Origin of the sequence: Kineococcus vitellinus (assembly GCF_009906315.1) — a bacterium.
GTDB lineage: Bacteria > Actinomycetota > Actinomycetes > Actinomycetales > Kineococcaceae > Kineococcus > Kineococcus vitellinus.
Genome location: NZ_JAAALL010000124.1, coordinates 1 through 12,143 on the forward strand (window position 1 = coordinate 1; position 12,143 = coordinate 12,143).

The 12,143-nt window shown below is 76.8% G+C and carries 13 protein-coding genes and 1 pseudogene; 5 read left to right on the forward strand and 9 right to left on the reverse strand.

Going from position 1 to position 12,143, the window contains the following annotated elements:
• Positions 1 to 122: 122 nt before the first annotated feature.
• Complete coding sequence (locus tag GTQ99_RS12310; RefSeq protein ID WP_166616027.1) at positions 123 to 578, forward strand: DoxX family protein; 456 nt, start codon at positions 123 to 125, stop codon at positions 576 to 578.
• A 51-nt stretch (positions 579 to 629) separates the two neighbouring features.
• Here GTQ99_RS12310 and GTQ99_RS12315 read toward each other — a convergent pair whose 3' ends face one another.
• A complete protein-coding gene (locus GTQ99_RS12315) occupies positions 630 to 968 on the reverse strand; it encodes a thiamine-binding protein (protein ID WP_166616028.1) in 339 nt (112 codons plus the stop codon).
• A gap of 153 nt (positions 969 to 1,121) precedes the next feature.
• Between GTQ99_RS12315 and GTQ99_RS12320 the strand changes: the two genes are divergently transcribed.
• Positions 1,122 to 2,255, forward strand: a complete 1,134-nt coding sequence (locus tag GTQ99_RS12320) for a coiled-coil domain-containing protein (protein ID WP_166616029.1) — start codon at positions 1,122 to 1,124, stop codon at positions 2,253 to 2,255.
• Positions 2,256 to 2,291: 36 nt separating this feature from the next.
• Here GTQ99_RS12320 and GTQ99_RS12325 read toward each other — a convergent pair whose 3' ends face one another.
• Genes GTQ99_RS12325 through GTQ99_RS12335 form a run of 3 tightly spaced genes read right to left on the reverse strand, consistent with a single transcriptional unit; the run spans position 2,292 to position 4,452 of the window.
• Entirely contained in the window at positions 2,292 to 3,002 is a 711-nt protein-coding gene (locus GTQ99_RS12325; protein ID WP_166616030.1) for an alpha/beta hydrolase, read from the reverse strand.
• On the reverse strand, positions 2,995 to 4,098 hold the full coding sequence (locus GTQ99_RS12330; RefSeq protein ID WP_166616031.1) for an aminotransferase class I/II-fold pyridoxal phosphate-dependent enzyme: 1,104 nt from the start codon (positions 4,096 to 4,098) through the stop codon (positions 2,995 to 2,997). The genes GTQ99_RS12325 and GTQ99_RS12330 overlap by 8 nt, the downstream gene beginning before the upstream one ends.
• A gap of 51 nt (positions 4,099 to 4,149) precedes the next feature.
• The gene (locus GTQ99_RS12335) at positions 4,150 to 4,452 is read right to left on the reverse strand and encodes a hypothetical protein (protein WP_205707335.1); all 303 of its coding nucleotides are present in this window, start codon (positions 4,450 to 4,452) and stop codon (positions 4,150 to 4,152) included.
• Between the two features lie 249 nt (positions 4,453 to 4,701).
• On the opposite strand from GTQ99_RS12335, the gene nucS reads away from it, so the two are divergent.
• On the forward strand, positions 4,702 to 5,397 hold the full coding sequence (gene nucS / locus GTQ99_RS12340) for an endonuclease NucS (protein WP_166616033.1): 696 nt from the start codon (positions 4,702 to 4,704) through the stop codon (positions 5,395 to 5,397).
• Positions 5,398 to 5,471: 74 nt separating this feature from the next.
• On the opposite strand, the pseudogene GTQ99_RS26905 reads toward nucS, so the two are convergent.
• Positions 5,472 to 5,765, reverse strand: a pseudogene (locus GTQ99_RS26905) (STAS domain-containing protein); the annotation flags it as partial.
• Between the two features lie 367 nt (positions 5,766 to 6,132).
• Here GTQ99_RS26905 and GTQ99_RS12350 point away from each other — a divergent pair.
• Positions 6,133 to 6,462 (forward strand): hypothetical protein, encoded by a 330-nt coding sequence (locus GTQ99_RS12350; RefSeq protein WP_166616035.1) that lies wholly within the window; start codon positions 6,133 to 6,135, stop codon positions 6,460 to 6,462.
• A complete protein-coding gene (locus tag GTQ99_RS12355) occupies positions 6,459 to 7,559 on the forward strand; it encodes a polysaccharide deacetylase family protein (RefSeq protein ID WP_166616036.1) in 1,101 nt (366 codons plus the stop codon). Before GTQ99_RS12350 ends, GTQ99_RS12355 begins: the two co-directional genes overlap by 4 nt.
• Before the next feature lie 13 nt (positions 7,560 to 7,572).
• Here GTQ99_RS12355 and GTQ99_RS12360 read toward each other — a convergent pair whose 3' ends face one another.
• The 4 genes from GTQ99_RS12360 to GTQ99_RS12375 all read right to left on the reverse strand — a co-directional run.
• Positions 7,573 to 9,045: a YcaO-like family protein gene (locus GTQ99_RS12360; RefSeq protein WP_166616037.1), complete on the reverse strand. Its 1,473-nt coding sequence runs from the start codon at positions 9,043 to 9,045 to the stop codon at positions 7,573 to 7,575.
• Positions 9,042 to 9,917 carry an ABC transporter permease subunit gene (locus GTQ99_RS12365; protein WP_205707336.1) on the reverse strand — a complete coding sequence of 292 codons (876 nt, stop codon included), beginning with the start codon at positions 9,915 to 9,917 and terminating at the stop codon, positions 9,042 to 9,044. Before GTQ99_RS12365 ends, GTQ99_RS12360 begins: the two co-directional genes overlap by 4 nt.
• The gene (locus GTQ99_RS12370) at positions 9,914 to 10,855 is read right to left on the reverse strand and encodes an ABC transporter permease subunit (protein WP_205707338.1); all 942 of its coding nucleotides are present in this window, start codon (positions 10,853 to 10,855) and stop codon (positions 9,914 to 9,916) included. The genes GTQ99_RS12365 and GTQ99_RS12370 overlap by 4 nt, the downstream gene beginning before the upstream one ends.
• On the reverse strand, positions 10,852 to 12,143 hold a 1,292-nt coding region (locus GTQ99_RS12375), incomplete at its 5' end, for an ABC transporter substrate-binding protein (RefSeq protein WP_166616038.1). The genes GTQ99_RS12375 and GTQ99_RS12370, both read right to left, overlap by 4 nt.

Here is a 12,143-nt window from a genome sequence, read left to right on the forward strand (position 1 = left end):
GTGGTGGGGGTGCGGGAGGGTCCCGGACGCTCCCGCCACGTCCCGTCGCACGTCAGGCCGCGACACCTCGTGCCCGCCCGGAGAACCGCTCCGCGGTTCCCTCCCGACGCAGAGGAACGACCATGACCTCGACCGCACCCGCTCTCCGCCCCGGCCCGTCCGGCCCCACCGCGGTGCACGCCTCGGCGTCCGCCTCCGCGGGCCTGCTGCTGCTGCGCCTGGCCGCCGGCGCCCTGCTGCTCGTCCACGGCGTGCCCAAGCTGTCCGACCCCGGCGGCGCCACGGGGACAGCCGCCTCCCTGGGCGTGCCCGCCCCCGACGTCGCCGGCTGGCTGGTCATCCTCGGGGAGGTCGGCCTGGGCGCGCTGCTCGTGCTGGGCCTGCTCACCCGCCTCGCCGGCGGTCTGCTCGTGCTGCAGATGGCGGGCGTGTGGCTGCTGGCGCACGCTCCGCAGGGCTTCCTCGTCGACGGTCGGGTCAACGGCGAGAACGCCCTGCTGTTCGCCGCCGTCGGCCTGCTGCTGCTGTGCACCGGCGCGGGCCGCTGGTCGGCGGACCGGGCGCTGCTGCGCCGCTGACCGGCGGCTCCACCGCGCGAGCACCCGCCGCGGGACCACCGGCCGCGGGCGTCACTGCCCGCGGCCGGCCTCGCCCTGCGCGCGCTCGACGGCGGCCTCCAGCCGCTCCAGCTTGCCGCTCATCTCCCCCGAGCGGCCCGGGCGGATGTCGGCCTTGAGGACCAGCGAGACGCGGGGACCGTGCCGGCCGACGGCCTCGCAGGCGCGGCGCACGACGTCCATGCACTCCTCCCACTCGCCCTCGATCGTGGTGAACATGGAGTCGGTGCGGTGCGGCAGCCCCGAGGAGCGCACGACGAGCACGGCGTCGGCGACGGCGGCGCTCACGCCGCCGGGGTCGCCCTCGGGCGAGGGTCCACCGGACGGGGCGACGGAGAAGGCGACGATCACGCCTCGACGGTAGTGCCCGCCGGCCCACCGGCGAGACCGTGTCGGCGGCCCGCCGCCGGTGCGGTCGCGGATACCCTGCAGGGGCGCCGGGAGCGCTCCGCGCGCCCGACGCACACCCACGCACGACTCGACGCACAGCCCGGAGGTCCGCCGGTGTCCACCGACCCCAACGACGCGTTCAGCGTCGTCGTCCGCGGCTACGACCGCAGCCAGGTCGACGCCCGCCTGCAGCACCTGGAGGAGGCCCTCGCCGAGGTGCGCGCGCGCCTGGCGCAGCGCGACCACGAGGTGCAGCAGGTCCAGGCGGAGCTGGCGGACGCCCACAAGGAGCTGCGCGAGCACGAGAAGCCCTCGTACGCGGGGCTGGGCGCGCGCATGGAGAAGCTGCTGCGGCTGGCCGAGGACCAGTCCTCGGAGATCCTGCGCTCGGCCCGCCGCGACGCCGACCGGCTGCGCGAGGAGGCCCGCACGGAGGCGGCCGCCACCCGCGCCCAGGCCGACGACGACGCCCGCCGCCGCACCGGCGAGGCGAGCCGGGACGCCGAGGAGATCGTCTCCCGCGCCAAGGCGCAGGCCGACGGCACGCTCGAGGCCGCCCAGCGCACCGCGGCCGAGCTGACGGCCTCCGCCCAGCGCACCGCCGAGCAGCTGCGCGCCGGCGCCCAGCACGAGGCGGCCGAGCAGCTGGCGGCCACCGAGCGGCAGGTGACCGCGCTGCGCACCCAGGTCGAGCGCGAGGTCCTCGAGCTGCGCACCAGCAGCGACACCGCGGTGCGCGAGCAGGAGCTCGCGCTGGCGGCCGCCCGCGAGCGCGCCGCCGAGGAGGACCGCCAGCGCCTGGAGGTCGCCGCCGCCCGCACCGCGGCGCGCATCGCCGACGCCGAGCAGCGCGCCGCCGCCGCCGAGGAGCGCGCCGAGGAGGCCGTGCAGGCCGCCGAGACCATCCGCGCGGACTCCGTCGCGCAGGCCGCGCTGCGCGCCGAGACCGCCCGCCGCGAGGCCGACGAGCTGCTGGCGGACGCGCGCGCCCGTGCCCAGCACGTCGTGGAGTCCGCCCGCGAGCAGGCGGAGCTGAGCCGCGCCAGCGCGCAGGCGCAGGTGGACGAGCTCATGCAGCAGCGCGACCAGATCACCGACCAGCTGGACGACCTGCGCGGCCTGCTGGGCCTGGCGCCGGACCTGCCGGTGCGCCCCGCCGATCACGCCGATCACGCCGAGCACGAGGACGGCGGGCAGGTCGTGGACCTGTCCTCCTCCCGCGCCCAGCAGGCGGCCAGCGCCGGCTGACGGGCGCTCGGGCGCGCCGGCCGGCCGGCGCGCCCGTCAGGGCCAGCTCGTCGGCAGCGGGGACCGCGCCGGGTTCACCCGCGCGACGACCTCGTCGAGGACCCTGCGGACGGCGTTCTCCCCGACCCACAGGTGCTTGGCGCCCTCGACGGCGACGACCTCGGCCTGCGGCAGCGCGCGGAAGCGCTCGCGCGCCTGCTCGGGGCGCAGGAAGTCGTCCAGCTCCGGCACCAGGGCGGTGACGGGGCGCCCGGTCTCGCCCCACGCCCGCAGGTCCTCCGGGGTGGACCAGCGCAGCGGCGGCGAGAGCAGCAGCAGCCCCTCCACGAGCGGGTCGCGGCCGTGGACGAGGGCGAGGTCGGTGCCGAAGGACCAGCCCAGCAGCCACACGTGCGGCAGGTCGCGGAACTCCGCGAGCTCCAGGGCGGCCGCGACGTCGTGGCGCTCGGCGCGCCCGGCGTCGAAGCTGCCGCCGCTGGTGCCGCGGGGGCTGGAGGTGCCGCGGGTGTTGAAGCGCAGGACCGCCAGGTCGGCCAGCGCGGGCAGCCGGTTGGCCGCCTTGCGCAGCACGTGGCTGTCCATGAACCCGCCCGAGGTGGGCAGCGGGTGCAGCGTGATCAGCGTGGCGACGGGGTCGCGCTCGGCCGGCAGGGCGAGCTCGCCGACGAGCACGAACCCGTCGGCGGTGTGCAGCTCGACCTCCTCGCGCCGGGCGGGCAGGACGGTGTCGGAGCGGATCTCAGGCACGCGCTGCCCCGGCGGCGGCGAACTCCTCGGCGAGCAGCGCGCCGAACGCGTCGACGTCGGCGTCGGTGGTGTCGAAGCTGGCGACGAGGCGGACCTCGACCGCGTCCCCGGCGAAGGCGTCGTCCCAGACGTGGAAGGGCACGCGGGCGGCGGCGCGCTCGGCGACCGCGCGCGGCAGGGCGGCGAAGACGGCGTTGGCCTGCACCGGCCGCGTCACGCTGGCCCCCGCGGCGGTGACGGCGGCGGCCAGCCGGGTCGCGGCGGCGTTCGCGGCCCCGGCGGTGCGCTGCCACAGGTCGCCGCCGAAGAGGGCCAGCAGCTGGGCGGAGACGAAGCGGGTCTTGGAGGACATCTGCATGGTCGGCTTGACCAGCCGCGCCAGGCCCGGCGCCGTTGCCGCGTCGCGCACGACGACGACCTCGGCGAAGCCGCCGCCGTTCTTGGTCCCGCCCAGGCTCACGGCGTCCACCCCGAGGTGGGTGCTCGTCTCCCCCAGCCCGACGCCGAGGGAGACGGCCGCGTTGGACAGCCGCGCCCCGTCGAGGTGGACCTTCACGCCGAGGCGGTGGCAGACGTCGACGAGGTCGCGCAGGTGCTCCAGGGAGTAGGCCGTCCCGAACTCGCTGCTCTGGGTGAGGGTGAGGGCGCCCACGGGCGCGCGCATGAGGCTGCGGGCGGCCTCGACGGCGGGCTGCACGGCACCGGGGTCGACGAGGCCGTCGGTGCTGGGCAGCGGCACGACCTTGGTGCCGGCCACGTGCTCGAGGCCGCCGGCCTCGTCGTGCAGGACGTGCGCCTGGTCGCTGGAGAGCACCGACTCCCAGCGCCGGGTCAGCGCCTGCAGCGCGGTGACGTTCGCGCCGGTGCCGGTGAGCACGACGGCCACCTCGGCCTCGGCGCCGAAGCGGCTGCGCAGGCACGCGGTGAGCGCGGCGGTGTAGGGGTCGGCCCCGTAGCTGGCGACGTGGCCGCCGTTGGCGTCGGCCAGGGCCTGGAGCACCTCGGGGTGCATGCCGGCGGCGTTGTCGCTGGCGAAGCCGCGCACGGCCGGGTCGTGCAGGCGGGCCGGGCCGGTGGTCGGGACTGTGCTCGTCACCGGGGCAACGTAACCGGTGGCGGCGGCTTCGGCGGCGGGGGGACCGGCGGCTCACCAGCTCCCACGCCGGCCGCGGGAGGCGAAGCAGGAGCGGTGCCAGTGCCGGCGCTCGCTGGCCCCGTCGGCGGGGCTGAAGGTGCCCCGCGAGGGCCAGACGACCAGGTGCGGCACGCCGGGCGGGATCTCCTGGGCGCAGCCGGGGCAGCGGTAGGTCTTCGTGGAGGTGGTGCCGCGCAGCTCGCGGACGACCCAGTCGCCGTCGGGGCCGGAGACGGTCCGGTCGACGCCGGCGCCGAGCGGGATCCGCGGCGGCGGGTCGGGGCGGCGGCGGTTCGCGCGGGGCACGCCCCCCATGGTCCCAGCAGCCGCCGTCCCGGCACGGGCGGGCCGCGGGGTGCGGCGCGGCGCCGGTGGGGGTGGAGGTGCGACCGTGCGCTGCCGCGGTGGTGTCCCCTCCACACCACCGTGGCCGCGCCCGGTTCGAGCGGTACTCGTCGCGGGGCGCCGTTTCGTTACACGGCACCGCCACCCCCCTTCCGGGGGTCAGGGCCCGGAGGGCGTCGTGGTCGGCGGCGGGCCCGGCCTCTCGTAAGCTCGGCCCCCGTGCGTCTCGTCATCGCCCGCTGCTCCGTCGACTACGCGGGGCGGCTGACCGCCCACCTGCCGCTCGCGACGCGCCTGCTCGTCCTCAAGGCGGACGGCAGCGTGCTCGTGCACTCCGACGGCGGCTCGTACAAGCCGCTGAACTGGATGAGCCCGCCGGCCAGGCTGACCGTCTCGGTGCCCGACGAGGAGGCGCGCGAGGCGGGCGTGCAGGAGACCTGGACGGTGCAGCACGCCAAGAGCGACGACCGGCTCGTGGTCTCGCTGCACGAGGTCCTGCACGACTCCGAGCACGACCTCGGCGTGGACCCGGGGCTCGTCAAGGACGGCGTGGAGGCGCACCTGCAGAAGCTGCTGGCCGAGCACGTCACGACGCTGGGCGAGGGCTGGTCGCTGGTGCGGCGCGAGTACATGACGGCCATCGGCCCCGTCGACATCCTGGCGCGCGACGCCGACGGCCGCGCCGTGGCGGTCGAGATCAAGCGCCGCGGCGAGATCGACGGCGTCGAGCAGCTCACCCGCTACCTGGAGCTGCTCAACCGCGACCCGCTGCTGGCGCCCGTGGCCGGGGTGTTCGCCGCGCAGGAGATCAAGCCGCAGGCGCGCACGCTGGCGACCGACCGCGGCATCCGCTGCGTGGTGCTGGACTACGACGCCCTGCGCGGCATCGACGACGTGGACGCCCGGCTGTTCTGAGCGCCCAGCAGCGCCTCGGCGCGCGCCCGGCGCACCGCCGTGCGCTCGGCGCGCTCGGCCGCCGCGTCCTGCGGCCCGTCCTCCACCTGCAGCACGCGGTGCAGCTTGGTGACCCGCAGCAGCCGCAGCGCCGGCAGCGGCACCCCGCTGAGCACCAGGCGCCGGTCGCAGCGCTGGGCGCGCCGGTGCGCGCCGACGAAGACCCCGAGCCCCGTGGCGTCGGCGACGACGATGCCGTCGACGTGGACCACGAGGTCGCCGGAGCCGGCGTCGACGGCGGCGTGCAGCGAGGCGCGGACGTCGGGCACGCTGTGGACGTCGAGCCGCCCACCCACGCGCAGGACCTGCCCGGGCACCTCCACGCGCAGCGTGGCGGGCGTGCCGGGCGCCGTGCGGGTGGCCCGGCGGGCACCCGCGTCGTCCACGGCGCTGGGCGGCGCGGACCCTTCAGCGATCTGGATCGTCATCTGTTCCTCCCCCGAGGACGCCGGTCCGATCGAACGATCGTCACCGGTGTGACGCAGCAGCCGGCCGATCGGTTGCACCAGGTGACCGGTGCGCGCGCCGAACAGCTACCGCATGCACACTCTGCCACCGAGTGGTACCGCAGAGTGGCTGGTTCGTGGCGCCGTTGCCAGACGGTGACCTGAGCGGTCAGCGCGCCGGGGAGCGGGCCGGGCCGCCGACACGCCGCCGCCCCGTGGCGCTCCCGCCCAGGCTGAGGACACTGTGGGCATGACCTGGGGCAGCTACCACTACGCGCTCGGCCCGACCATCGCGCTCGTGGTGGTCGGGGTGCTGGTGCTCCTGCTGCGCTGGACGTTCTCGCACGGGCGCTCCCTGGTCGAGCGGCGGCCGCAGCAGGGCAGCAGCGAGGAGTACGGACTGCTCGAGGTCGTCTCCGCACCGCCGACGTTCGTCGAGGCCGAGGTGCAGCGGCGCACCCTCACCGACGCCGGGATCCGTGCCACCCTCGCCCCCACCACCGAGGGCCCGCGCGTCATGGTCTTCCCCGACGAGGCGGGCCTGGCCCGCCAGATCCTCGCCGGCCCGGGGCCGCGGTGAGCGACCCCGCGACCGGCTCCCCTCCCGGCTCCCCTCCCGGCTCCCCTCCCGGCTCCCCGGACGCGCAGGCGCTGCTCGCGGCGGCGCGGGCGGTGGCGGCCGAGGACGAGGAGCGCGCCGGGGTCGCGACGTACCTGGCGCTGGAGGACCTGGCGCTGGAGGACCTGGCGGGGGCGGGCCGCGCGCCGGCCACCGCCCGCGGCGGCGAGGACGACGCGCGGCTCGCCTCCCGGCTGGCCGCCGCCTGGTCGGTGCTCGCCGACGCCGACCCCGCCGTCACGGTGCAGGACGCCCTCGCCGTCCTCGCCGACCTGGAGCTGCGCCCGGTCCCGGCGCCCGCGCCCGCGAGCCCGCCGGCCTCGCTGGCGGCCTGGCGCCCCGCGGGCTGGCGGGTCCCCCCGCGCGCCGAGCGCGACGCGGAGGCGGCCCGGGTGCACGAGGCCGTCGTCGGCGGGCGGGTGCTGCGGGTGGTCAACTACCACGACACCCCGCCGGGGCGCCGCGAGGAGCTGCGCGCCGAGCTGCACTGGTACGCCGAGCGCTTCGCGCCCGTGAGCGCCGCCGACGTGCACGCCCACCTGGACACCGGCCGCTGGCCCTCGCAGCGGCCGGGCGTGCTGCTCGCCTTCTACGACGGCTTCGCCAGCGCGGTCTCGTGCGCGGCACCCCTGCTGGAGGAGACCGGCCTCGTGGGCTGGTTCTACCCGCCGACGGCCTTCCTCGACGTCCCGGTCCCGCAGCAGCGCGCCTTCGCCCGCGCCCACGAGTACGGGGTCCTGGAGCACCCGCCGGGGCGGCTGGCGATGACCTGGGACGACCTCGCCGCCCTCGCCGAGCGGCACGAGGTGTGCGGGCACACCGCCACCCACGCGGCCTCGACCGACGTGCGCTCCCCCGACCGGGTCGCCGAGGAGGTGCTCGCGCCCCTGGCGCGGCTGACCGAGGTGACCGGGCGCACGCCCGCCGCCTGGGCGTGGCTGGGCGGGACGCCCTTCGACGCGCTCTCCCCCGGCGACCGGGCCGTGGCCGACGCCGGGGTGCGGCTGTGGACCTCCAACACGGCCCTGACGCGCCTGGCGGCGCCGCCGGCCCCCTGAGCGGGTACCGCGCTCAGGGGCTGCCGAGGCGCTGGGGGGCGTGCCGGGTGGGCTCGCGGTACAGCGGGTAGAGCCCGCCGACGGTGCGCCGGGCCTCCTCGACGTCGAACCAGGCCGTTCCCCCGACGCGCTCGGCGGCCGCCCGCGTCAGGTGCACGCGCCGGCGGTCGGGCCGGTCGGGCTCGCCGAGGCCGACGAGCGGCGAACCGCGCTCCAGCAGCCGGCGCAGGACGCGCTCGCCGACGCGGTCGTAGGACAGCGTCTCGACCTCCAGGCCGGGCACCACGGTCTTCGCCACGTGCACCGGACCGTGCGGGGTCGCGACCTCCGCGGCGACGACGAGCACGTCGAAGGCGGCCAGGCGCTGCAGCCAGCGCTCCAGCTCCGCGGCCGGCTCCAGCGCCGGGGCGCGCGGCAGGTCCGCGAGCGCGACGCGGCCCTCGACCCGGCGGATCGGGGCGACGAGCTCGGACAGCTCCGCCGCCGAGCGGCGCGCCCAGTCCGCCATCGCCTCCAGCGCCCGCGGCTCCTGGGCCGGCAGCGGGGCCGCCAGCTCGGCGGCGGCGTACTCCGGGCAGTGCCGGCGCACGTCCCGCAGGGGCCCGAAGGCGAAGGCCCGGCGCGCGCGGGAGGAGGCCAGCTCCAGCAGCGCCTTGCGGGCCGCCTCCGCGGCGTCGGCGGCCGCCGCCTCCCCGATCGCGGTCACGGCCATCGGCGGGGCGGCGGGGTCCTCGTCGGCCGCGACGGCGTGCACGACGACCGCGAGCTCGGTGGAGGCCAGCTTCACCTGCACCTGCAGCCCCGCCGCGCGCAGCCGGTGCAGCACCGGTGCGGTGGTGGGCTCCTCCTCCAGCCCGGTGACGAGCACGCCGGTGTCCAGGGCGCGGAAGGAGACGGTGTTGCCGTCGCGCTGCAGCAGCTCGCCGACGCCGTGGGCGACGGCCCGCTCCAGGGTGTCGCCGGCGCCCATCCCGTTGGTGATGGGCGTGGTGAGGAAGCCGCCGGGCGGGGCTCCCCCGGCGATGCCCGCGGCGTGCGGGGCGGCGAACTCCGCGGGCACGAGCACCTCCTCCCCCGTGCGCCAGCGCCGCGCCGGCAGCCAGCGCAGCGGCCGCTCGGGGGTGTACGGGCTGCCGGCGGGCAGCACGAGCTCGACGGGGTCGACGACGCGCTCGGCCCCGCGCGCGGCGACGAGCTCGGCGTAGCCGGCCGTCACCGGCTCGGTGGCGGCCAGCGCGCGGTCGAGCAGCACCTGCTCGGCCAGCTCGCCGTACGCCCCCGTGCGGGCGGCGGCCCGCTCGGCGCCGTAGCCCACCCCGTGGCCGGAGACGGGCGAGCCCGGCGCCGGCCGCCACGTCGTGCCCGTGACGGGCACGCCGGTGCGGTCGAAGGGGGTGAGGTCGAACTCCAGCAGCTGCCCCGGCGGCAGCGCCGCGGCGTAGCGCTGCGCCGGGCCGCCCGCCCCGCCGGGCTGCGGGCGGCTCACTTCAGCCCGCTGCGGGCGATGCCGGCGACGAACTGGCGCTGGGCGATGCCGAAGAGGACCAGCACCGGCAGGACCGAGACCAGGGCCCCGGCCATGAGGGCGGGGTAGTCGGTCGTGTACTGGCTCTGCAGGAACGACAGCCCCACCGGCAGCGTGTACAGGGCCGGGTCGCGCAGCGCGACGAGCGGCCAGGCGAACTCGTTCCAGCGGTACATGAAGGTCATGACGAGCAGCACCGCCACCAGCGGCCGCGACAGCGGCAGCACCACCGACCACAGCGTCCGCAGCTGACCGGCGCCGTCCAGCTGGGCGGCCTCCAGCAGCTCGTCGGGCAGCGACAGGAAGTACTGGCGCGCCAGGAAGACGCCGAACGCCTCCGCGGAGCGCGGGATGATCACCGCCCAGTAGGAGTTGATCCAGCCCAGGTCGTTGACGAGGTCGAACTGCGGGACGAGCAGCACCTGCACCGGGATCATGAGCGTGGCGATGATGAGGAAGAACACCACCGAGCGGCCCGGGAAGCGGTGCTTGGCCAGCACGTAGCCGGCCGTGACGTCCACGACGACCGTGATGGCCACCGCCACCACCGCGATGGCGGCGGAGTTGGCCGCCCACTGCAGCACGGGGAACTGCGTCAGCGCGCGGGAGAAGCCGCCGCCGTCGAGCGCGGTCGGCAGCACGCCGACCCGCCCGGCGGCCAGGTCCTCGCGCGGGGACAGCGCGGTGACGAGCATCCAGTACAGCGGGAAGAGCCACACCAGGCTCAGCGCGGCGAGCAGCACGACCCGGCCGACGGGGGTGCGCCGCCGCGGGCCGCGGCCGCGCTGGGCGGGCCCGCCGATGCGCGCCCGCACGGGCGCCGGGGCGCTCACAGCTCCTCCTCCGAGCGCCGCTGCGCCCGCCACCACAGCACCGTCGCCGCGAGCACGACGACGAAGACGACGACGCCGATCGCCGAGCCGTAGCCCTCCCGGCGGGCGCTGAAGCCCTGGTTGTAGGCGTAGGTGACGAGCAGTTCCGTGGCGCCGGCCGGGCCGCCGCGGGTCATGACCCAGACGATGTCGAAGACCTGGAAGGTCTCGATGACGAGCATGACGGTCAGGAAGAACGTCGTGGGCCGCAGCAGCGGCCACACCACGAACCGCAGCCGCTGGCGCGGGCTCGCCCCGTCCAGCTCGGCGGCCTCCAGCACGTCGGGGTCGATGCCCTGCAGGGCGCTGAGGTAGAGGATCACCGCGAGGCCGGTGCGCGCCCACAGCAGCACGACGAGGACCGAGACCGAGGCCGCGGTGCCGTCGGACTGCCAGTCCGGGGCGGGCAGCCCCAGCCCGCCCAGGACGCGGTCGACGATGCCGACGTTCTGGTCGAACAGCCAGCGGCCGGTCATCGCCACCACCACGCCGGAGATGACGTAGGGGGCCAGGAAGACGGCGCGGAAGAGCCCGCCGCCGGGGATGCGGTCGCGCAGCAGCAGCGCCACCCCCAGGCCCAGCAGCAGGCTGACGGGCACGGAGACGGCCGCCAGCAGCGCGGTGTTCAGCGCCGCCCGCCAGAACGTCGCGTCGCCCGCCATGGCGGCGTAGTTGTCGAGCCCGACGAAGCGGGCCTCGCCGATGCCGGTGGAGTTCGTCAGCGAGATCCGCACCGCCCCCACGAGGGGGTAGAGCACGAAGACGCCGAAGAGCAGCAGCGCCGGGGCCAGCAGCGCGTACGACGTGGCCCAGCGGCGCACCGCCGGCGCCCTGCGCCGCACGGGCGGGGGCGCGCTCGCCGAGGCCGCCGGCGTCGTCGTGGCCGGCGAGGCCGTCACGGGGCGTCGAGCACCGACGCGACGCCGTCGGTGATGCGCTGCAGGGCCGCGCGGTCGTCGTCACCGCCGAGGAAGACCTCGTCGAGGCGGTCGCGCAGCTGGGCGTTGATCGCGCTGAAGCTGGGCACCACGACCTGCTGCACCAGCGGCTCGCGGATGGCCCTGGCCTGCTCGACGTAGAGCTCCATGAGGTCCGGGCGCACCTGGTAGGCCAGCGAAGCCGGGTCCACGTCGCTGCGGGTGGGCAGCACGGTGGCGGCCGCGCAGAAGTCGCCCATCTGCTGCGCCTGGGCGCAGTAGGAGACGAAGGCCAGCGCGGCCTCCTTGTTCGAGCTGGCCTCCACGGCCACGAGCGCGTTGCCGCCGAGGTCGGCGGAGGCGTTGACGTCGCGCGGCAGGAAGGTCGCCTGGTACTCGAAGCCGCCGCCCTCGACCTCGGAGAGCAGGAAGTCGCCGGCGAAGGCCATCGCGACGGTCTGGTTGAGGAAGAGGTCGCTGGCCGCCTGGCCGCGCGCCGAGGCGTTCTGCGGGGTCAGGCCCTTGCGGAACAGGTCCCGGGTGTAGGTCAGCGCCTTCAGCGCCCCGGGGTCGTCGGCGGCGACGTCGGCGAGGTCCTCGGTGAGCAGCCGGCCGCCGGCCTGGTCGACGAAGTTCAGCCAGCGGTAGGCGCCCGCGTTCTGCCAGTTGGCCGCGAAGGCGTAGGTGTCGGCCCGCGAGGGCTGCACCCGGGCGAGGGCGTCGGCGAACTGCTCCCACGTCCAGGCCGTCTCCAGCGTGCTCGGCAGCGCGCCGAGGCCCGCGGAGGCGACGGCGGCGGTGTTGACCAGCACCATGGAGGTGTCGGTGTGGTGCGGGACGCCGAAGGTGCCCTCGTCGTCGGTGACGGCGCTCCAGAAGGCCGGCAGGAAGGCCTGCTCCAGCTCCGCCGCGTCCGGCAGGTTCGCCAGGACCCCCTGCGTGCGGTAGGCCGCCACGTCGGTGTAGCTGACGCGGAACAGGTCCGGCGGGCTGTCGGTGCGCAAGCCCGTGTCGACGGCCGTGAGGACCTCCGAGTACGGCACGGCCTGCAGCTTCACGGTGGTGCCCGTCTCGGCCCGGAAGCCGTCGGCCAGCGCCTGGAAGGCGGCCGCCTCGGCGTCGGAGGCCCACGTGATCATGGTGATCTCGTCGGAGGCGGAGCCGGAGCCGGAGCCGGAGCCCGAGCTCGGGGTGGAGAAGCCGCTGCAGGCGCCGAGGCCGGCAGCGGTGGTGGCGCCGAGGCCGGCACCGAGGACGGCGCGGCGGGACG